The sequence below is a fragment of the Asticcacaulis sp. EMRT-3 genome (assembly GCF_030027245.1).
GTDB lineage: Bacteria > Pseudomonadota > Alphaproteobacteria > Caulobacterales > Caulobacteraceae > Asticcacaulis.
The window spans coordinates 165,868-186,466 of record NZ_JASERT010000001.1 but is presented as its reverse complement, the minus strand read 5'-3'; the positions used below and the strand labels follow the sequence as shown (position 1 = coordinate 186,466).

Here is a 20,599-nt window from a genome sequence, read left to right as displayed (position 1 = left end):
TAACCATACAGACGGCGTGATTTGCGCTTATGCACGAAAAAAGCGTCGGCTTGTGCTTCTCACACCGCGCAGCTTTGTGTAAAGACGAGCCGCATGGCCCCTTAGCTCAGCCGGATAGAGCAAGGCTTTCCTAAAGCAGAGGTCGGGGGTTCGAGTCCCTCAGGGGTCGCCATCCGTGTGCGTTAGCATTAAGACACGCAGATTTTAGCGTTAAGACGCGCACATTGCGCTATCGGAAGTAGATTGGGAAATATTTCACAATCTATAATTTGCATTTTGGCTATGCTGACTGCTCCAAAACGCGAAGATATTGATTCGCTGAACCCGTATTTTGAAGGCGATGTGAGAGCCATTTAATCGATTGCCGACTGCTTAGGCCCATTGCGGAAATGGAGTCGTTGTGGTTACGTTTCAATTAAAACCAGCCCGAAACCAGACATGCGACAGGCTTGATGGCTTAGCGGAAAAAGCTCGTACCTCGGTGTGGGGATGAGCATGTCCTGGGCCTGGAAGTCGCCCGCGATTGATGGGTGATGATGCTGGTATTGTGACAGCGACGCCACGCCCGCCATCAACAGGAACGATCCCACCGAGCGCGCAGTCCCCATGCATAGTGTATGTAGTTGAGCGCGGACAAATCGCATGGTGTAATGTATCACGAAGCCGCTCGTCACCATGCCGCCGGGGAAGCCAATGCTATTGATGCCGGATGAAATATTTTCGTATCCGTAATCTGTCCGCGGCCTCAAAAGCTAGAGAAATTTCTCGGCCTCGGCCATATCGTTATGCACCTGCGTAAGCCTGACGGTCGCATCGGCTATGGTGGTCAGGCCCATGCGGATGGCGGGATTGTCAGTAGCCTTTTCAATAGCTTCAGCAGCATCAATAATCGTGGTGAGCGGCGTCATGATTTTCTGACGCGAAAGCCGCAGAACGCGATCCTTCAGATCGCAGGCGCGCCTTGCTTTTTCGAGGTCTGCGCGCACATCAGCCTCGGCACGCGAGGACCGCAGCACATAGGCCAGTTCGTGCAGCAATAGCCGCCAGTTTAGCGGCTTGACCACAAAGGATGTGGCCCCCAGCGCGAAAGCCCGGTCGATGGCGGTCATGTCCTCGCGGCCCGTGACCACGACGAGCGGCAGGTGTTTCAAGCTCTCTTGCCAGCGCACCCGTTCGATCAGGCCAAACCCATCCAGGCGCGGCATTTCCAGATCGACCAGCGCAATGTCGATCCCGCCCTGCATTAGCCTTTGCCAGGCCGCCTCGCCGTCCTCGGCCAGTTCGACCTCGACATCTGATGTCGCCAGATGAGTGGCGGCGAATTCGCGCAGGATCGGATCATCGTCCGCGACAAGAATGCGCGCCGAATCCATATCGACGAAGTGCGAACCGTTCATCGTGATAAAACCGGCATTTTGGACGGGCCCACACCGGCAGGTACCGGCACGCCTGAGCCCACATAGTTGCTGTTAATGACCAGAACCGGGTTTTGCCTCAGGGCAATATCCTTGGCGACGATGACGCTCCACGACGAGTCCTGAGCCACATTGCCACCTGTATCGACCACAAGCTGCGAATTCGGAATATAGATGGTGCCGAGCAGCTTGCTGACATGACCCGAAGCAATGGTGAAAACGCCATGATTATCGCGTGAGGTGGCGATCAGAAATCCGGCAAACGGCCCGGAACGCCGCGCACTGAGTTCGACCGTGGCATTCTGGGAAAAATTGAAAACATTGACGCCGCCGAAAATCAGATCGACATCATCACCTTCCAGGATTGAATTGCCAGACATGATAAGCGGCGCGAAGAAGTAATGATCGCCGGGTTCCAGATGCAGGGTACCGTTGCCCAGCACTGTAATTGGCAGACAATGCAGCCCAGGCGGCAGATCCATGGTGCCTGAGCCCAGATGAATGGGCAGCAATCCGCCTCCGAGCTGGCATTGTTTTTTGGCAAGGCTCAGATCCAAACTGGCAAAAGGATCATCAATCCGCAATGCGCCCTGCTGCCCTTGCGGATCGACCGAACCCGAAATACTACCGACCGCCTGAACCTGATCGGCCTTGATCAAACCGCCATCAGCTACATGGATATCGGCATTGGCATGAACGGCGCAGCCGGAGGCGCGAATCTGGCCGGTCTGTTTGATGTCAATTCCGCCCGAACTATCGGTTTGCAGAACACAAAGCGGCGTGCGCTGCATGGTTTCAGCCGTTGCCGTGGCCGCTATCCGGCGGGGTTGCACGCCTAGAATACCCGTAATGGGTTTGTAAAGCGTATATCCATCCACCGTGACACTCGAACGATTCCCGCCAATACTAGCCGTAAAGCTTGCCGTATCGGATGTATTCTGGCTAGCCAAAGTCTGTTGCGCCACGGTCTGAGCATTGTCGAGAACCGCGCTGTCGCCCGATGTCGTCGTAGCCACGGCCAGTTGCCCCGCCCCCGACAGGGCGCCTTCGTCCACCGCCGCTTGCAAGCGCGCGTGAGCATTGGACATGTCGGTAAATTCCAGCGCTGCCATCGCGCCCATCAACAGAGGTATAGCGGCTAAGGCCACGATGGTCGTGACATTACCTCGCGTCGCCCTGAAAAATGTCTCCCGATACGTCATGCGCTTCAAACTCTTTTTGAGCTACCATGACTGCAATATTTTAATATTTCCTAATTAGGCTTGGAGGTATCAATCTAACACAATGATTATTTTCATTTGTCTTTGCTCAAAACCTCAATTCAGCAACGCCTGACGCGCCTTGTTCTTGGCAGCGTACTTATGTCAACCTTACCGGTGGCAGGGTTGTTGTGTTTTCACGAGGCAGATAGGCAGGCACAGGCGCGCTGGACCGTTATGAAGACGGCGGCCGATGTGTTGGCCTCGTCGGCGTCCGATGCGGTTGCAGCGCACGATCCACATGACGCCTTCACGGCGCTGCGCGCTGTTCGCCGCACACCGGGGATTGTCTATGCCCGCATCGAGGACGCTTCTGGCGCCCTGCTCTCAGAAACCGGGGCGGGGGCGCGGCTGAAAAGCGATGTCATCGCCGATGCCGATCATGGTCCGCCAGGTCTGATGGCGCTGATCATGACCCGCAGCATTGAGGTGCGCGCGCCCGTTCTGGCGGCCGACCATCGCATCGGTGAGGTCGTGGTGGTACACAGATCGACGGGCTTTATCCGCGATCTGTTGACGGCGCTTGGCGGTGTGTTCGCAATGGCGACCGCGGCTCTGGTCATTGCCCTGATGATCGCCCGTAATATGCAGCGCGCCCTGACCAGGCCTCTGGCCGAGCTGGCGATGTCGGTGGATGCCATCACCGCCGATCATAATTATTCAAGACGCGTGATCCGGCATAGCGACGATGAGGTTGGGCGGCTGGTTACAGGCTTTAATGCGATGCTCGACGCCATCCAGACGCGCGATGCACGGCTTGAGGCCCACATGATGGGGCTGGAAAGCGAGGTCGCGGCCCGCACGCGTGATTTTATGGCGGCGCGTGACGAAGCGATGCGCGCCAACGCCGCCAAGTCTGAGTTTCTCGCCACGATGAGTCACGAAATCCGCACACCGATGAATGGCGTGATGGTCATGGCCGAACTGCTGGCCGCCGAATCCCTGCCCGCGCGGGCGCGGCGCTTTGCCGACACGATTGCCCGCTCAGGCCGGAATCTTCTGGCCGTGATCAATGACATTCTCGATTTTTCCAAGATTGAAGCCGGTAAGCTGGAGATCGAGACCTGTGCGGTCGCCTTGCCCGATCTGATCGATGATGTCGTCACCCTGTTTGCGGCGCGCGCCCGCGCCAAGGGCCTCGAACTGGTGGCATTTATCGACAACGCCGCGCCCGCCACCGTGCCCGCCGACCCCGTTCGCCTCGGTCAGATTATCTCCAATCTTGTCTCCAATGCGCTGAAATTTACCGAAAGCGGTCATGTGCTGGTGCAGGCAGCGCCGGATCGCAAGGCGGGTTTCTGGCGGCTCACAGTGGCTGATACGGGCATTGGCATTGCTGCTGACAAGCTGACATCGATCTTTTCGGCCTTCACCCAGGAAGACCAGACCACGACACGGCGCTTTGGCGGCACGGGTCTGGGTCTGTCGATCGCCAAACGGCTGGTGGACGCCATGGGCGGGGCCATTGCCGTGACCAGCGAGCAGGGCAAGGGCACGGTTTTTCACGTCCGTCTGCCCATGACGCCGGGCACCGCCGCCGCCGCGCCGCCACCTTGCCACTTGCGCGCCCGCCTGCACCTGTCAGGCGCCCTGTTGCGCGAAGCCCTGACACGACGTTTGCAGGCCGCCGATATGATACTGACCGAAGGCGAGGCCGATCTGATCTTCACCGATACGATGCCTCAGGAGGTCCAGACCGGCCAGATCGTGCTGATCGCCGAGGCTGATGACCAGACGCCCGAGCACCTGCTGGCGCAGGGCGATATCTCCGCCGTGCTGATCCGCCCCATCCGTCATGGCGAGCTTGACCAGTTGCTGAAACGCGCCGCCAGCGGAGACGCTTTAACAGCGCCTTCTGCCGGTTCGCATGCGGGCGTGGTCACAAGCTACCCTCAGGCGCGCGTGCTGGTGGTCGATGATGGAGAGGTCAACCGCGAAGTGGCCCTGGAAGCCCTCTCGCGCTTTGGCATTGCCGCGCGAACCGCTCGTGATGGCCGCGAAGCGCTCGATCTGATCGAGGCCTCGGTCTTCGATCTCGTGCTGATGGACGGCTCCATGCCCGTGCTGGACGGCTTTGCCGCCACGAGCGAGCTGCGCGACAACGAGCGCACAAACGCAAAGGCGCGTCTGCCAGTGGTTGCGCTGACCGCCCATGTCGTCGGCCCTGCCGCCGAGGCCTGGCGCGAGGCCGGTATGGATGATGTGCTGCACAAGCCCTTTCGGCTGGCCGATCTCGAACGTATTCTGCACGCCCATCTGCCCGCAAGCCTGCGTGAGGCCAACAGGCTGGAGGCCGATGATTCCTCTGTTATGCCGGTCATCGGCGATATCGACGAACTGTTCGACATGACGCTGATCCGTCCCATGATCGACGGGCTGAACAAGGATCGCGGCGCCTTCGTCCAGCGCGTCATCGGGCTTTATAAGCAACACGGGCCTGTTGCCCTCGATCAGTTGCGCAACGCTCACCGCGAAGGTGATGGCGAACGGACCGCCATGGCCGCCCACGCGCTGAAATCGATGAGCCTCAATCTGGGCGCAAAGGCGGTGGCCGCTCTAGCCGATGATATTGAAAGGGCGATCCGCAGCGACGCCAGGTGGGTCGGCATCGACGAAATCACGCTTCTGGAGGCGCGGTTGCAGCGCACGCTTGCGGAGCTTGACGAACTTCTGGGACAGGCGCTGGAAACGCCCTCGGCAACCCTTGCCAGTGACCCCGAAAAAGAGATGCTGGCGGCGCTGGAAGCAGACCTCGATGCGGGTAAGCTCGAAATGTGGTATCAGCCGATCTTTGACCGCACTGGCACGAAAATCGTCTCCGCGGAAGCCCTGATGCGCTGGAACCGTGGGGCGCTGCCTCCTGTCGGACCGGATATTTTCATTACGCTGGCCGAAAAGACCGATCTCGTCTACCGAATCGGCACCTTCGCCCGTCGCCGGGTCATGCAGGACGCCCGCCAATGGTCGGATATTCCGGTGGCAGTCAATGTGTCCGCTAAGGAGCTTGGTCAGGTCGACTTCACAGAACAGGTGCGCAAGACCCTGACGGAAACGGGCTTTGATCCGGCCAGACTGGTGTTGGAAGTCACGGAGACCGCTTTCATGGGTGAACCCGAGCGCATCCGCGAACTCTTCAAGGATTTGCATGGGCTGGGTCTGAAGCTGGCGCTTGATGATTTCGGTGTGGGCTATTCGTCGCTTACCTCGCTGCATCGCTTCGCCTTCGATAAGATCAAGATTGACCGCGAATTCGTGGCGGCACTGGACGGCGAACGCCATTCGGCGCTGGAAGCTCTGGCGATCATTCAAGCCGTCACCGGCATCGGCCGGGCCTTCGGAATGACGGTCGTGGCCGAGGGCATAGAGACGGAAAGCCAGCACCGCTACCTGAAAGCCTGCGGCGTGCACGCGCTGCAGGGCTACCTGTTTGGCAGGCCCATGCCCGCAAGCGCTTTTACTGATTTAATAAGCGGATCATTGTTAGACCGGCTCCCTGCTGAATGACGGCGTTGCGCCCAATGCGGTCATTGTCGAATCGTACAGCTACCGCGCCCGAAAGCGGTCGTTGAGATTTCGATTGTCTCCTACCAAGCTGATCAAAGGATGGGGCAAAGTAGGAGCAAGATGCTTAAACTAGGCGGGTCTCAAGCTACACTTATGGTTTGGGCGTTTGCCGCGGCTTCGATACCCCAATAAAGGACACTCACGATGACCAAGGTACTGTTTGTCGGCCAAAAGCCTGAAACTGTCGATTTTTCCGATCCCGCGCTTCCGCCGGGCTTCAATGCCGAAAAAATTCAGGCCGGGATCGACCTTGCGGCCACGAGAATCGCGGAAAAGGGCTGGCAAGGTGACATTTGCATGATCTCACCCGACGATGCCGGAATGGCGATGTTGACCGCACAACTCGCCACGACGACCTATGACTGCGTGATCATAGGCGGAGGCCTGAGGTTGCCACCGAAGAGTTTGTTACTGTTCGAATCCGTTGTGAATGCTGTACATCAGGGTGCGCCGACTGCCGCCATTGCCTTCAACACCCGCCCTGAAGATACGGCGGAGGTCGCGCAACGGCGGATCAAGGCGGGTTGATCTTCTCTGTGTCTCAAGAGATGATGCGTGGGCAATGAAGGAGCAGATTGATCTCTGAATCTACCGTGCCCTGCGCCCATAGGATGGGCCCTGTCATAATTTCGGCGAAGAGAGGCTCTAGAGCAACGAGCGTTTAATTTGACTTACAAATTGAATGCGAGATGCGGAAAAACGTAAAATGTAGAGCGGGTTGCATGCCTTTGACCGATTCAATCAGAATGCAAACCGCTCTAGAGCAACGAGCGTTTAATTTGACTTACAAATTGAATGCGAGATGCGGAAAAATGTAAAATGTAGAGCGGTTTGCATTCCTTTGACCGATTCAATCAGAATGCAAACCGCTCTAACCGCTCCTGCAAAACCTTGTGGATACGCGCCGCAATCAACTGATTTCCTTTTTGAAAGTCTCGCACAGCGATGGACAATATCCTTCTATCTCTGGCTTTCTTGCTGGCCATCGTGATCAGCACCTGGCTGGCGCGGGCAACGCGATTACCGATTCCCCTGGTGCAGATCGGCCTTGGCGCCCTGATCGTGTGGGTGACGGGCCATACGGTTGATCTGGAGCCCGACATCTTTTTTCTGTTGTTTTTGCCGCCGCTCCTGTTTCTCGAGGGCTGGCGCATACCCAAGACCGGCCTGTTCAGGGACTGGCGGCCCATTTTACAGCTCTCGGTCGGACTGGTGGTCTTCACCGTGCTGGGCGGCGGCCTGATTATCCATCTCCTGATCCCGGAAATGCCGCTGACCATCGCTTTTGCGCTGGCGGCGGTGCTGTCACCCACAGATCCCGTGGCCTTGTCGTCGATCACCACGCGCATACCCATGCCTGAACGGCTGAGGCACATATTGGAGGGCGAATCCCTGCTGAACGATGCGTCCGGTCTTGTGTGCCTGCGTCTGGCCGTCGCTGTCGCCCTGACCGGCACCTTCAGTCTCGTCCATGCCGGCCTGCTCTTTCTTTGGCTGGCCCTGGCCGGTATCGCGTGCGGTGTCGCCGTGGCCTGGCTGGCGAACAAGATCAAGAACCTGCTCACCCGGTATCTGGGGGATGAGCCCGGCTCGCAGATACTGGTGAGCCTGCTCATCCCATTTGGCGCCTATATGCTGGCCGAATACCTGCATTGCTCGGGTATTCTGGCGGCCGTCGCCGCCGGTATCACCATGAGCTATGCCGAACAGAAGGGCGCCGCCCTGCCTGAAACCCGCATTCAGCGGGCCGCTGTCTGGGATATGATCGCCTTTGCCACCAACGGCATCATTTTCGTTCTGCTGGGTGAACAGTTTCCATCCATCGCGGCGCGTGCCGAACACGTGGTCGTTGTCACCGGTCATCATGATCCGATCTGGATGCTGTTTTACATCCTGGCGATCAATGTTGTTTTGGCGGCGCTGCGCTTCTTTTGGGTCTGGCTGTCGTTCCAGATAAATTTTTCACGTCGTGGCCGTTCCGAAACCCATGCCTTACGCAGTAACTGGCGTCTGATCGCCATCACCTCGGTCGCTGGTGTGCGCGGCGCGCTTACGCTCGCCGGTGTCCTGACCATTCCGCTGTATCTGAATGACGGCAATCCCTTTCCGGTGCGCAATCTCGTCATCTTTCTGGCGGCTGGTGTAATCATCACCTCCCTGTTGACCGCGACCATCCTTTTGCCCTGGCTTCTGTCTGGCCTGCCTCAGCCCGAGGATGAGAGCCTGAAGGCACGCATAGAGGACGCGAAACGTACGGCCGCCAGCGCCGCGATCCAGGCCATCGAAGCCCTCAGTAGCGGCGTAAGCGCCAATGAGGCTGAGATCTATGCCCAGGCTGGCGACAGGGCGATCCGCTTCTATACGGATCGGCTCAACGCCCATAATAGCAGCCATTCTCGTGAGCATCTCATCCATCTGGAGACTGTCGAAAAAGCAGTCTGGGAGGCGGCTCTGCACGCCGAACGCAATGCCTATCTCCAGCAGGACTGGTCGGGCAATCTGCCCGATGATGTGGTGCGTGGCCTTGTAAAAGACGTGGATCTTCTGGAAACGCGCCTGCAAACGCTCAACTAGGTGGTTTGCATTCTGATTGAATCGGTCAAAGGCATGCAACCCGCTCTATATTTTACGTTTTTCCGCATCTCGCATTCAATTTGTAAGTCAAATGAAACGCTCGTTGCTCTAGCATTTGCCTAAGCCGCGATCAGCTTATCAGGCGCGGCACAGCGGCCACCGATATACGGAAATTGCCGAGATTGTCTTCGGTCTGGCCTGGACGGGGCTTGTCACGCACCTGAACGACGCCATTCTTGCCAAAACCGGAAATAACCGGACGATCACCCTGACGGCTCAGCCACAGGCGCAACAGATGGCGGCGGCGCTGGGGTTCGGGGTAATCCTCATAGATGATGCGCGCGTGCAGGGCGGCGTAGTTGGACAGCCACTGAATGTCACCGGGGCGGAAATCCATCTCGATCGCCATGCCCGGCTCATAGGCAATATCGTCGAAAAGCTTCAGCACCTCGATCTGCGCTTCAGTCAGGCGGGGCACTTCGGGATAGTCCTGCGCGGTCAGAATATATAGGGAACCGGCATACATGCTGAACACGCCGTCGGTCATATTGATGATCGGCGATGTGTAGGTATTGGCGGGTGCGTTGGCATCCTGGCGCTTCCAGTCAAAATGATAGGGCTCGAACAGCAGGGGGGCCAGATCGGGGCGGCGACGCAGGATTTCGTTATAGATTTCGGCCCCGGACACCAGACACGAAGCGCCACCGGATTTGGCAGGACGCAGACACATCAGCGACACGATATCCGACGAATCTGAGTGATAGACCAGATTGTCACGCACCTTCGACGACTTGGCCGTCGGGTCATCCATCGTCTTGTCGGAGGTGGCATAGACCGAATCGACCAGATCACCCATCTCGTTCTGGCGGATCGGGTCGCCAATGTGCATGCCAAGAATATAGTAGATGGCGGCGGACAGGGCGTCGGAATAGAGGTGGGTGCGCAGGCCCCGCACCAGCACGAAGCCACGTCCGGAATCGACATCCCGGCCCCACGCTTTGACAGCCTCGGCGCAGGCGACAAGCGGGTAGTCTTCCTTTTGCACAAAGCGCAGGTCGGGATCGGCTTCCACGAAACGTGTTCCCAGCGCTTCCAGTTCGGCAATCTGCGCGTCAGACAAAAGATAGACCCAGCTATCCGACTGGACGAGTTGATCGCCACGCCACGCCGCCTGCGTCGTTATTTCGCTGAGCGTCAGGCCCGCAGGCACAGGGGAAGCCACCACATTCATCAGACTTACTCTCTCTTCATCAGCGCCCAAACGCATGACGGTTGACTGTCCTGATCAGACTAACAAAGGCCGCTCATGCGGTCTTGTCTGGATGTGCATGATCTGTTGATCGACGAACGCCCTGAGCCTGACTGCCGGGCAGGCCGACGCACCGGCCCTGCTTACTTCCCGGCCACATCGGCCCTGGCCGGCATAGCCAGCTTGTCATAATCGGCATGGAGCTTGCGCGCGATAAAAGCACAGGCAATCAGTTGCACCTGATGGAACAGCATCAGAGGCAGGATGACCGGCCCCAGCACCGCCGGAGGAAACAGGGTGCTTGCCATAGGGACGCCGGAAGCGAGGCTTTTCTTCGAGCCGCAGAACAGGATCACCACCCGTTCGGCATAGGCGAACCCCAGGGCCTTCGCGCCCCACCAGGTCAGGGCCAGCACCAGGCCCAGAATCAGGCCGCACAGCCCCAGAACGATGGCCAGATCGCCCATGCTGACCTTGTGCCACAGCCCTTCGACGACCGAGGCGCTGAAAGCGGTATAGACGACCAGCAGGATCGAGGTGCGATCAACGCGGCCCACCAGAGATTTGTGCCGGGTGATGAAGCCTTCCAGCCAGGGCCGCATCAGATGCCCCACGACGAACGGCAAGAGCAGTTGTCCGGCGATTTTTCCAATCGAATCAAGGGAAATTCCAGCCGTATGCCCCATCAACAGGCCGACCAGCACCGGCGTCAGGAAAATCCCCAATATGTTTGACAAAGATGCGCTGCAAACCGCCGCCGCCACATTGCCGCGCGCGATGGCTGTGAAGGCGATGGAAGACTGAACGGTCGAGGGCAGAAGACAGAGAAATACGATGCCGCTCAATATGGTGGGGGCCAGAAAACCACTCGCCAGCCCCTTGATGGCCAGTCCGATCAGCGGAAACACCACAAAGGTCGTGGCCAGAACCAGCCCGTGCAGGCGCAGATTGCCAAAGCCTCTGAGAATGGCCTGCCGCGACAGCTTCGCGCCATGCAGGAAGAACAACAGCATGATGGCGGCATTGGTGATCCAGCCCGCCACCGTCGCCGCTTCGCCGCGCACCGGCAGCAGACTGGCGGCCAGCACCATCGTCAGCATGAGGAGAATAAACGGGTCCACCACCCTGAACAGGGTCGTGCTGGCGGCATTCAGTTTGGCAAACATGTCAGGCTCACAGATCAAGAACGAGGTTGGGGGTCTTTGCGCCCGAACAGCAAATCATCATAGTCTTTCCGGCGGCTTTTTCCGCGTCGCTTAAAACGCTGTCGCGGTGATCGGCCACGCCGCTGAGAATGGCCGTCTCACAGGCCCCGCAAATCCCTTCGGCGCAGGAATGCGGCGCATTGACCCCGGCTGTTTTGAGCGCATCCAGAATGGTCTGACCGGACTGGACATCAATCTTCATTTGCCGCCGCGCCAGTTCGACTGTAAAGCCACCTTCAGAGGCCGCCTCAATCGTGGCGGCGAAGCGTTCATAGTGGATGCAGTCTGAAGGCAGGCCCTGGCTGGCGGCCAGATAGGCGTCGAGCATGGCCGCGGGCCCGCAGGCATAGACATGGCTGCCCGCTGGCGCTGCGGCCAAAATGCCTTTCAAATCCAGCCGCCCGTCGCTCTCTTCAAACCGGGTGTGAAAGCGTCCGCTGTCTTGCAAGGCGCAGACCATATCGTCGAGCAGGGGCGCTGTGGCCGCCCGGCGCGCGCCATAATGCAGCTCGAACGAACGGCCAAGCGCCATCAGGCGCTGCGCCATCGCCCAGATCGGCGTGATGCCAATGCCGCCCGCGATCAAAACACTATGCGCAGCGTCTTCGACCAGATGGAAATGACACCGCGGCGCGCTGATCGTCAGAAGATCGTCCGGCTCAACCCAGTCATGAATCCATCTGGAACCGCCACGGCTCTCCGCATCCAGCGCCACCGCCACGACATAACGATGCGTTTCCGCCGGATCATTGAGCAGCGAATATTGCCGCACGATCCCCGCCCCGGCATGGATGTCGATATGGGCACCCGCTTCGAAAGACGGCAGAACCGTATCTGCCACGGGACGCAGATCGAGGATGCGTACCGCGTCAGCCGTTCCCGGCGACCTGTCCATGAGGTGATGCACGCGCACCTGTAACGGGCTGTCTGTCATACGCAATCCTTACGCAACACGACCGAACTTAGGTTTGTTCGCCCACTATAGCCAAGCCTCGCCAGCAGAACTTGTCATTTCGCACCCATATTATGTGCGCAGCGCGACAAGTTTATCTTTTTTTAAACCGCCACCCGCCGCTGCCAAATTGTTGGGCGCAGGCAATCAAGACCGCACGCCCTGCCAAAGGATAAGCTGACAATGCCTGTCCTCAGGTCGGCCACGGTAGTTCTTCAGCAAGTTCTGCTGGCATATCCCAAGAATCAGCGTTTGCCGTGGCCGTTTTTTCGCCGCAACGCATAGTTGTGACAATGCCTGTGCAGACGCGGAATAAAATTTGATTCGCTATTTTCCATTTTAGAGAGATAGATTCATCGGTAACAGCATGTGTGGCGGTTGAGCGCTTGAAGTACGCACGCACCATCCACATTATCATACTGTTTTTTGAGTATCTTTTTTAAAATTCCGCGTATCAGGTGCCTATGTTACGTTTTACGACAAATGCCTATCCTAAGGAACAACGCTGGGACGCCTGGCGTTTTGCGCTGCAACGTAAATCCCTGAAACTGGAAACCGTCGGTTCGGAAACCATCTATGGCGAACTGTCCAGCTTCCTGAGCGGACAGGGGATGGATGTCATCAGTGTCGCCGCCACGCCGCAAAAAATCACCATCGATCTGAGTGAACAGCCGGATTTTGTCTGGCTGGTTCAGTTGCTGGAAGGCGAGTTGCAGGCGGGCACCGGCGTCCTGCTGGAAGCCGTTCAGGAAGGCGATATTATTTTCGGCGAAAGCAGCGTTGTGGCGGCCCTCGATTTTCGCCGCGACAATCGCTTCCTGTTCGTCAAGGTGCCGAAATCCATCCTGTCGCTGCGCATCCATACGCCTCTGCCTTCGGGCGTCACCCATATTTCCAGCCATGCCGGTTCGGGCCGCGTCATGTCCGGTATGCTGCGTTCGGTCGCCGACACGATTAACGACCTGACGATTGACCAGATTCGCCCGGTCGAACTGAGCCTGCCGGAATTCATCCTGACCGCCCTGATGGAAAATGCACCGGTCAAGGCCCTGGGCGGCTCGGCGGGCGCGCGCGCCATGTTGCTTCAGCGCGTGTTTCAAACCATCGAAATGCGCCTGAGCGATCCGAACCTCAACCTGCAACAGGTCGCCAAGGAGCATGGTATTTCCATGCGCTACCTGCAAAAGCTGTTTGAAACCGAGGACGAAAGCTTCGGCCACTATGTCAAGCTGCGGCGGCTGGAGCGCTGCCGCATGGATCTGTTGAGCCCCCTCCACGCCCAGAAATCGATCTCCGACATTCTGTTTCAGTGGGGCTTTAACGACTCCGCCTCCTTCAGCCGCGCCTTCCGCGAACAATATGGCACATCGCCGCGCGAATACCGCAAATCGCCGCCGACCGACCGCGAAATCGCCGAGATTTTTAATCGCGGCCGCCCCGACGTGGTGCGTGAGCAAAAGGCCAGCAAGGATGAGGACCATCCGGCCAGCGACGACCCCATCCTTGAGGAAGAGGAAAACCCCGGTTTTGCGCCGACCCGCGCTTTTGCCGGCTATGCCGTAGCAGCCGGCGTGCGCCACCATTTCCTGCCCGCCACACCGGCCACCGTCCACTGGGGCTACCTCAACAAGAATCTGAAGCCCGTTCTGGAGGTGCAGTCGTTCGACTATGTGACGGTCGAAACCCTGACCCACCATGCCAGCGATGATTATGAACGCATGATCGAGGGGGATCCCGGCGCGGAGGCCATTTATCGCTGGGACGCCAGCGGCAAGGCCGTCGAGCGGCGCGGCGCGGGCCCGATGGACGCTTCGGCGGTCGGGCGCGGTGCCGGTGAAGGTTTCGGCGTGCATATCTGCACCGGCCCCATCGCGGTGGCGGGCGCGCGTCCGGGCGACATCATCGAGGTGCGCTTCATCGAGGTCAATACGCGCCCCAGCCGCAATGCCAGGTTCGCGGGGCGGACGTTCGGCAGCAATCTGGCCGCCTATTGGGGCTTTCACTATCACGACCTCCTGACCGAGCCGAAGCCACGCGAAGTCGTGACCATTTATGAGGTCGAGACAAATCAGGGCCGCGCCTGCGCCCACGCCGTCTATAATTTCCGCTATACGCCGCAGACTGACCCTTACGGCATTTGCCACCACCGCTATGACTATCCGGGTGTGCCGATTGATCAGACGAGCATCGAAAAGAATTTCGACGTGCTGCGCAATGTCGAGATTCCGGTGCGGCCACACTTCGGCATGGTGGCCCTGGCTCCGGCCCAGGACGACATGGTCGATTCGGTGCCGCCGGGTAATTTCGGCGGCAATATGGACAACTGGCGGCTGGGGCCGGGCGCGTCGATCTTTCTGCCGGTCAATGTGGCGGGCGGCCTGTTATCGATTGGCGATCCTCACGCCTCGCAGGGCGATTCGGAATTGTGCGGCACGGCCATCGAATGTTCGATGACGGCCATGATACAGGTCATCCTGCACCCCAAGGAAAACCTGCGCGATCCCTTGAACGATCTCGACTATCCTTTGATCGAAACCAAGGACGAGTGGGTCATCATGGGCTTTAGCCAGCCCAATTATCTGCGCGAACTGGGCGATAAGGCCCAGAGCGAAATCTACAAGAAATCCTCGGTCGATCTGGCCATGCGCGACGCCTTCCGCAAAGCGCGCCGCTTCCTGATGACCTCGAAAGACCTGAGTGAGGATGAGGCGATTTCCTTATTATCGGTCGGGGTTGATTTTGGCATCACCCAGGTCGTCAACGGCAATTGGGGCTGTCACGCCATTATTCGCAAGGCGCTGTTTACGGCTTAGTGGTGCAGATAGGGTTTGTGTCTGCAACTCTCTGTGCGCCCTGAGGCAAGACCGGGCCGCAAGGTGGGCCTAACGATCAGGGTCTAACCCACGGGGAAGCTGTATGCGCAAAAAACTCAGGATTGTTGTCGCCGGATCGGTCAATGCCGATTTTATCCTGCGCGTCGCGGCCCTGCCGCAGGCCAATGAGACAATCATGGCCACGGACAGCGCCCTCGTCATTGGCGGCAAGGGGCTGAATCAGGCCGTGGCGATTGCCCGTCAGGGCCATGCCGCCCACATGATCGCCGTCATCGGCGATGACGATCTTGGCCGTCAGGCGCGGGACTTTCTGAAAAGCATGGGGGTCGATGACAGCCATGTGCGCAGCGAAACCGGCACCGGCACCGGTATCGCCAATATCCTCGTCGCCGCCAGTGGCGACAATATGATCGTCGTTTCGCCGGGTGCCAATGCCTGTCTGACGCCGGAGGACATCGATGTCGCAGGTGCGCTGATCCGCGGTGCCGACGCTTTCGTGGTGCAACTGGAGACGCCTGAGGCCACGGTTCGCAAAGGCCTGCAATCGGCCCGCGCGGCGGGCGTCCTGACCGTTCTCAATCCCGCACCGGCACAGGTCTGGGCCACCGACCTCCTGCCGCTCGCCGATGTGGTCACGCCCAACGAAATCGAACTGGCGGCCCTCACCGGCATCACCGGCACCGACAATATGTCGCTGAGCGCAGCGCTGACCCGCCTGCACGACATGGGCGCAACCACACCCGTCGTGACGCTGGGCGTTCATGGCAGCGCTACCCTGATGGACGGAACGCTCATCCGCGTACCCACCTTCAGGGTCGAGGCCGTCGATGCCACCGGTGCCGGTGATATTTTCAACGGCACGCTGGTGGGGGAACTGGCGACGGGCTGCCCGGTGCCCGCCGCCATGCGCCGCGCCTCAGCCGCCGCCGCCATCTCCGTGTCACGGCGCTCGGCCAATGCCGCGCCCAGTACTGACGAGGTTACAGATTTCCTGCGCGCCCTCGGCTGAGAGGGAGCAGGCAACACCATCGGCGAACTTATGGAAATCGTTATTTTTCAGTTCGTTATTCACATAAACTCTATCCGCATCACGGCGGCATCATATAGGTGAGGTAAAATGAACTGGTTGATCACAGGGGTAAGCAGCGGTCTGGGCCGGGCTTTGGCAGAAACGCTTCTCGCCCAGGGCCATCATGTGGCGGGCACGGTACGCCAGGCTGAAGCGCTTAAGGCCTTTGAAGCGCTGGCCCCCGGACGCGCTATGGGCCTGATGGCCGATGTTACCGATGTCGCCAGCGTCAAGGCGGCAGTAGCGGCGGCGGAGACCGCTTTCGGCCAGCTCGATGTCGTGGTCAATAATGCCGGTTACGGCCTGATCTGCGCCATCGAAGAGGCGACGCCGGAAGAGTTCAGGGCCGTGTTCGAGGTCAATGTGTTTGGCGCGGTCAATGTGATTCAGGCGGTTCTGCCCACGATGCGCGCCCGCCGCGCAGGCTGCATCATCAATATCACCTCGGTCAGCGGTTATCGCCCCTGGGCCGGTTCCGGCTTTTACGGCGCTACCAAATACGCCATGGAAGGGCTTGGCCGCACCCTGGCCGAGGAGGTTCGCGAACTGGGCATCCGCGTGATCAATGTCGCGCCCGGCGGCTTTCGCACCCATTTCAGCAAGGGCAGCCTGACCACCGCCCGCACCAAGATCGCCGACTATGACGGCGCGGGCCATGCCGCCGAACGCATCCTGCGCGATCACGCCGGTCACGAAGGCGGCGATCCCAAAAAAGCGGCCCAGGCCATCATCACCATCGCCTCCGCGCCCAATCCGCCGCTTGGCCTGTTACTGGGGGCCGACGCCCTTGGCTATGCCGAAGCGGAGCTGGCCGATAAGCGGGCGGAAATGGACGCCTGGAAGGATCTGATCCTCTCCACCGCCATCGACGAAGCCGCCTCATAGAGCGCGGCTCGTCATGCGCTCTCAGCAACTTGTTGTGCGCGCAGGCACAAGACCGCCAGCGATCCGTTCCGCTAGACATGACCTACAGATGGCATCCCTTCAGACGGGCGCTGCCACTTCAGACCCTGAACACAAGGTTTGTTCGCCTATGTTGAAGCTGCCCGATACCCCGTTCATGACGTCCCTCATCAGCTCGGAAACCGATCTGGCCGAGGCCGAAACCCTGCCGCCCGAATGCTATACCAGCGCCGATTTTTACGAATTTGAAAAGGAAGCCCTCTTCTACCATGAATGGCTGTGCGTCGGTCGTGAATCGTGGATCAGGGAGCCGGGCGAGTTTTTCAATACGCATATCGCCGGCGAACCCATTCTGGTGACGCGCAACCGCGACGGCGTGGTCAGGGCGATGTCGTCTGTGTGCGCCCACCGCGCCATGCTGGTGTCCGAGGGCTCAGGCAAGGCGCGCGGTTTTGTCTGTCCTTATCACCACTGGGCCTATTCGCTGGATGGCAAGCTGACCGGCGCGCCCGCTATGGAGAAGACCTGCAATTTCAACAAGGAAGAGCATGGCCTGACGCCCTTCAAGGTCGAGATCTGGCAGGGTTTCATCTTTATCAATTTCGACGCCGAAGCCGCACCTCTGGCCCCGCGCCTGAGCCATGTGTCCGACGCCATCGCCCACTATAATCTGGCCGAGGCCGAGGGCGACAAGCCGATGCAGGGCAGCTTTCCGTGGAACTGGAAGGTGATGTTCGAAAACAATAATGACGGTTATCACGCCTCGAAACTGCATCAGGGCCCGCTGCACGATTTTGTGCCGTCGGAACTGGCTGAATTCCCCGAATCCGACCCTGCCCATGCCGGTTTCCTGCGTTTCAACGGCACGCTCCACCCCGACGCCAGCTTCAACGCCACCCAGAAGGCCCTGCTGCCGATCTTTCCCGATCTTGATGAGGCCGACCGCGGACGGATGACCTTCGCCAATGTGCCGCCGACGCTGTCGCTGGTGATGATGAGCGATATGGTGATTTACCTGATCCTGCGCCCCACCGGCCCGGAAAGCCTTGATCAGGATACCGGCATACTGGTGGCGCCGGGGGCTTCGAAACATCCGTCCTTCGCGCACAAAATGGAGATGAATATGGCCGCCGCCATGCACATCGTCGCTCAGGACATGCACGTCGATGAACTGGTGCAAAAGGGCTTGCGCTCGAAATTCGCGCCGCGCGGGCGTTATTCCTGGCAGGAGGGTGCGCAAATCCAGTTCAACCGCTGGCTCGTCAAACGTTACCGCGACACCTGGAATACGCTGAGCGGCCCTCAGGCCTCCGGCGTCGCTGCCCGAAAACCCGCCGCCTAACGCGCCTCTCAACCGCCTCACCCTGCCCGACATGGCCGCAACCTTCCGGCCATGACAGCCCCCCTACGCCCGAAATATCCCAGTCGCCCATTTCCCAGAGATCTTGCATGGCCCTTATCTGTACCCACGGTGAACACCGCGCCGACCTTGAACCGCAAGCCTTTCACAAGCTGCGCGCCACGCCGGAAACCATCCACTGGGGCTATTTCGATCCGTCGATCAAACCCGCCCTCACCGTGAAAAGCGGCGACATGATCATGGCCGAGGCCGTCACCCACCATGCCGGTGACGCACCCGAACTGATGATGGACGAAGAGATTACGCGCATCTTTACCGAAGTGCCCGAAGCCGACCGCAATCCCGGCGTCCATATCATGACCGGGCCGATCTTTGTCGAGGGTGCCGAACCCGGCGACATGCTGGAGGTGCGCTATTTCCAGATGACGCCGCGCTTTAATTACGGCTCCAATCTCGCCGCCAACTGGGGTCATCTTTATGACGAGTTCGATCAGAAAGAGCGCGTCACCATCTATGAGCTAAACCCCAATTCCAACACCGCTTCGGGTCACTATGCCTATGAGTTTCCCGGCAAGTATCTGGTGCCCGGCACCGTCACCCACTGCCCCGTCTGCGACCGGATGCCAGCCCTTGCGGGGATCAGCGTTCCGGCCCGCCCGCACCTTGGCACCGCTGGCGTAGCGCCCGCCGTTGATGGCCGCGTCTCGACCATTCCACCCGGCCTGCATGGCGGCAATATCGACAACTGGCGCATCGGTGCGGGTGCCACCATGTATTACCCGGTTCAGGTCAAGGGCGGCCTGTTCTCGATCGGCGACCCGCACGTCTCGCAAGGTGACGGCGAAATCAGCGGCACGGCCATCGAGGCCTCGCTGAATGTGCTGTTTCAGATTATACTGCGCAAGGATTTCAGCTTCCCCTCGCCGCTTCTCGAAACCCCCAATACCTGGATCGTCCACGGCTTTCACCCCGATCTCAATCAGGCCATGAAAAACGCTTCGCTCGATATGCTGACCTTGCTGACCGAACATCAGGGCCTGTCACGCAATGACGCCTATTCGCTGATGAGCGTCGCAGCCGATTTCGGCGTCACCCAGGTGGTGGACGCGACGCAGGGCATTCACGTCCGCATCGACCGGAACCTGTTTCCGCAAAAAGGGGTTGTCACCGACCCCGCCGACAAGGGCTGATCCCTCCCATGACCGCGCCCTGGACGTTTTCCGTCGATAGCCTGCCCGAAGGCGCGCGGCGGGAAGCGTGGGCGGATGTCATGCACCGTCTCAGAATGCCGATGGCGGATATTCCGCCCGCCTCCGTCCTGCATGGCCGCGTCACCGTGGCCACCACTCCCTTGGGCTGCGAATTCGCCGTCATTACCTCCGGCCCGCAGGTCTATGCCGGACGCTCCGCCGCCCAGCCGACGGCGCTATGGCTGGGGGTGGCGCTCGAAGGCCAGGCTTCGCTGGAAACCGGCGGTGAGATCAGGGATGTGGCCCCCCACGCCATCATCTATGGCTCGACCGGCGTGGACTCTACCTTGCGCTTCACCAGCGATTTCAAGCTCCTTATCGTCAAGATTCCGCCTGTCGCGGCCCAGAGGCTGATTGTGCCCATCGGCCAGCGTGTGGGCCTGATGAGCGGACGTGTCGGCATCGAATGCATTTTCCACGGCCTGCTGGTCGAGACGGCCCGGTTGCTGGGCGATCTGTCGGAGGATCAGTTCCGGCCCATCGAACAGGCGATGATGGAATTTCTCGTCGCCTGTCTGGCCGAAGACGGGATCGCGGCCAGAGGTGGTGCCAGCGGGGCGCGCGCCTCGCATCTCAAACGCATCTGCCAAAAAATAGAAACCCTGCTGCATGATCCAGACCTGACCCTGGCCCAGGTCGCCGCCGAGCATGGCGTATCGGCGCGCTATGTGCAAAAGCTGTTTACGCAGAACGGCCAGACCTTCAGCGCCTATCTGAAGCTGCGTCGTCTCTCGCGCTGCCATGCCGAACTGATCAGCCCGATCTACGCCCAGCTTTCCATCTCCGAAATCGGATTTCGCTGGGGCTTTAATGACGCCGCCCATTTTTCCCGGTCATTCCGCGATCAATATGGCCTGTCGCCGCGCGAACACCGGCAGGCGGGCGGCGACACCTCCGCCACCGCGTCCGCTTTTCAGCCGCCATCCGACGGGTGAGATTGCGCAAGTTTCTCGTCGCGTACAGAC

15 protein-coding genes and 1 tRNA gene are annotated in these 20,599 nt (G+C 59.5%); 10 read left to right on the top strand and 6 right to left on the bottom strand.

Annotated features, from left to right (window positions below; translation table 11 throughout):
- Positions 1-95 precede the first annotated feature (95 nt).
- Positions 96-172 (top strand) — tRNA-Arg (locus tag QB905_RS00940).
- Between the two features lie 232 nt (positions 173-404).
- Here QB905_RS00940 and QB905_RS00935 read toward each other — a convergent pair.
- The 3 genes from QB905_RS00935 to QB905_RS00925 are packed head-to-tail and all read right to left on the bottom strand — an operon-like array spanning position 405 to position 2,617.
- Positions 405-749: an ATP-dependent Clp protease proteolytic subunit gene (locus QB905_RS00935; RefSeq protein ID WP_282972697.1), complete on the bottom strand. Its 345-nt coding sequence runs from the start codon at positions 747-749 to the stop codon at positions 405-407.
- Between the two features lie 3 nt (positions 750-752).
- Positions 753-1,397, bottom strand: a complete 645-nt coding sequence (locus tag QB905_RS00930) for a response regulator (RefSeq protein WP_282972696.1) — start codon at positions 1,395-1,397, stop codon at positions 753-755.
- A complete protein-coding gene (locus QB905_RS00925) occupies positions 1,394-2,617 on the bottom strand; it encodes a TadE/TadG family type IV pilus assembly protein (RefSeq protein ID WP_282972695.1) in 1,224 nt (407 codons plus the stop codon). The genes QB905_RS00930 and QB905_RS00925 overlap by 4 nt, the downstream gene beginning before the upstream one ends.
- A 234-nt stretch (positions 2,618-2,851) precedes the next feature.
- Between QB905_RS00925 and QB905_RS00920 the strand changes: the two genes are divergently transcribed.
- The 3 genes from QB905_RS00920 (at position 2,852) to QB905_RS00910 (ending at position 8,812) form a co-directional block, all read left to right on the top strand.
- Positions 2,852-6,178: an EAL domain-containing protein gene (locus tag QB905_RS00920; RefSeq protein ID WP_282972694.1), complete on the top strand. Its 3,327-nt coding sequence runs from the start codon at positions 2,852-2,854 to the stop codon at positions 6,176-6,178.
- 204 nt (positions 6,179-6,382) lie between these two features.
- Positions 6,383-6,766 carry a hypothetical protein gene (locus QB905_RS00915; RefSeq protein ID WP_282972693.1) on the top strand — a complete coding sequence of 128 codons (384 nt, stop codon included), beginning with the start codon at positions 6,383-6,385 and terminating at the stop codon, positions 6,764-6,766.
- Positions 6,767-7,183: 417 nt separating this feature from the next.
- On the top strand, positions 7,184-8,812 hold the full coding sequence (locus tag QB905_RS00910; protein ID WP_282972692.1) for a Na+/H+ antiporter: 1,629 nt from the start codon (positions 7,184-7,186) through the stop codon (positions 8,810-8,812).
- 130 nt (positions 8,813-8,942) lie between these two features.
- Here QB905_RS00910 and QB905_RS00905 read toward each other — a convergent pair whose 3' ends face one another.
- The 3 genes from QB905_RS00905 to QB905_RS00895 all read right to left on the bottom strand — a co-directional run bounded on the left by QB905_RS00905 (position 8,943) and on the right by QB905_RS00895 (position 12,200).
- Complete coding sequence (locus QB905_RS00905) at positions 8,943-10,079, bottom strand: TauD/TfdA family dioxygenase (RefSeq protein ID WP_282972691.1); 1,137 nt, start codon at positions 10,077-10,079, stop codon at positions 8,943-8,945.
- Positions 10,080-10,204: 125 nt separating this feature from the next.
- On the bottom strand, positions 10,205-11,227 hold the full coding sequence (locus QB905_RS00900; protein WP_282972690.1) for a bile acid:sodium symporter family protein: 1,023 nt from the start codon (positions 11,225-11,227) through the stop codon (positions 10,205-10,207).
- 7 nt (positions 11,228-11,234) lie between these two features.
- Positions 11,235-12,200: a PDR/VanB family oxidoreductase gene (locus QB905_RS00895; RefSeq protein WP_282972689.1), complete on the bottom strand. Its 966-nt coding sequence runs from the start codon at positions 12,198-12,200 to the stop codon at positions 11,235-11,237.
- Positions 12,201-12,682: 482 nt separating this feature from the next.
- On the opposite strand from QB905_RS00895, the gene QB905_RS00890 reads away from it, so the two are divergent.
- From QB905_RS00890 to QB905_RS00865, 6 genes are all read left to right on the top strand, one after another.
- Entirely contained in the window at positions 12,683-15,031 is a 2,349-nt protein-coding gene (locus QB905_RS00890; RefSeq protein ID WP_282972688.1) for an acetamidase/formamidase family protein, read from the top strand.
- 103 nt (positions 15,032-15,134) lie between these two features.
- Positions 15,135-16,061: a ribokinase gene (locus QB905_RS00885; RefSeq protein WP_282972687.1), complete on the top strand. Its 927-nt coding sequence runs from the start codon at positions 15,135-15,137 to the stop codon at positions 16,059-16,061.
- Between the two features lie 108 nt (positions 16,062-16,169).
- Positions 16,170-17,006, top strand: coding sequence for an oxidoreductase (locus tag QB905_RS00880; RefSeq protein WP_282972686.1), 837 nt, complete (start codon positions 16,170-16,172; stop codon positions 17,004-17,006).
- A gap of 175 nt (positions 17,007-17,181) precedes the next feature.
- Entirely contained in the window at positions 17,182-18,366 is a 1,185-nt protein-coding gene (locus QB905_RS00875; protein ID WP_282972685.1) for an aromatic ring-hydroxylating oxygenase subunit alpha, read from the top strand.
- A gap of 107 nt (positions 18,367-18,473) precedes the next feature.
- Positions 18,474-19,574 (top strand): acetamidase/formamidase family protein, encoded by a 1,101-nt coding sequence (locus tag QB905_RS00870; protein ID WP_282972684.1) that lies wholly within the window; start codon positions 18,474-18,476, stop codon positions 19,572-19,574.
- A gap of 8 nt (positions 19,575-19,582) precedes the next feature.
- Positions 19,583-20,569, top strand: a complete 987-nt coding sequence (locus QB905_RS00865) for a helix-turn-helix domain-containing protein (RefSeq protein ID WP_282972683.1) — start codon at positions 19,583-19,585, stop codon at positions 20,567-20,569.
- Positions 20,570-20,599: the final 30 nt, after the last annotated feature.

Coding starts and splice junctions, on each gene's coding strand:
- QB905_RS00930 (WP_282972696.1), bottom strand. CDS start 1,397: ATGAACGGTTCGCACTTCGTCGATATGGATTCGGCGCGCATTCTTGTC.
- QB905_RS00925 (WP_282972695.1), bottom strand. CDS start 2,617: ATGACGTATCGGGAGACATTTTTCAGGGCGACGCGAGGTAATGTCACG.
- QB905_RS00920 (WP_282972694.1), top strand. CDS start 2,852: ATGAAGACGGCGGCCGATGTGTTGGCCTCGTCGGCGTCCGATGCGGTT.
- QB905_RS00915 (WP_282972693.1), top strand. CDS start 6,383: ATGACCAAGGTACTGTTTGTCGGCCAAAAGCCTGAAACTGTCGATTTT.
- QB905_RS00910 (WP_282972692.1), top strand. CDS start 7,184: ATGGACAATATCCTTCTATCTCTGGCTTTCTTGCTGGCCATCGTGATC.
- QB905_RS00905 (WP_282972691.1), bottom strand. CDS start 10,079: ATGCGTTTGGGCGCTGATGAAGAGAGAGTAAGTCTGATGAATGTGGTG.
- QB905_RS00900 (WP_282972690.1), bottom strand. CDS start 11,227: ATGTTTGCCAAACTGAATGCCGCCAGCACGACCCTGTTCAGGGTGGTG.
- QB905_RS00895 (WP_282972689.1), bottom strand. CDS start 12,200: ATGACAGACAGCCCGTTACAGGTGCGCGTGCATCACCTCATGGACAGG.
- QB905_RS00890 (WP_282972688.1), top strand. CDS start 12,683: ATGTTACGTTTTACGACAAATGCCTATCCTAAGGAACAACGCTGGGAC.
- QB905_RS00885 (WP_282972687.1), top strand. CDS start 15,135: ATGCGCAAAAAACTCAGGATTGTTGTCGCCGGATCGGTCAATGCCGAT.
- QB905_RS00880 (WP_282972686.1), top strand. CDS start 16,170: ATGAACTGGTTGATCACAGGGGTAAGCAGCGGTCTGGGCCGGGCTTTG.
- QB905_RS00875 (WP_282972685.1), top strand. CDS start 17,182: ATGACGTCCCTCATCAGCTCGGAAACCGATCTGGCCGAGGCCGAAACC.
- QB905_RS00870 (WP_282972684.1), top strand. CDS start 18,474: ATGGCCCTTATCTGTACCCACGGTGAACACCGCGCCGACCTTGAACCG.
- QB905_RS00865 (WP_282972683.1), top strand. CDS start 19,583: ATGACCGCGCCCTGGACGTTTTCCGTCGATAGCCTGCCCGAAGGCGCG.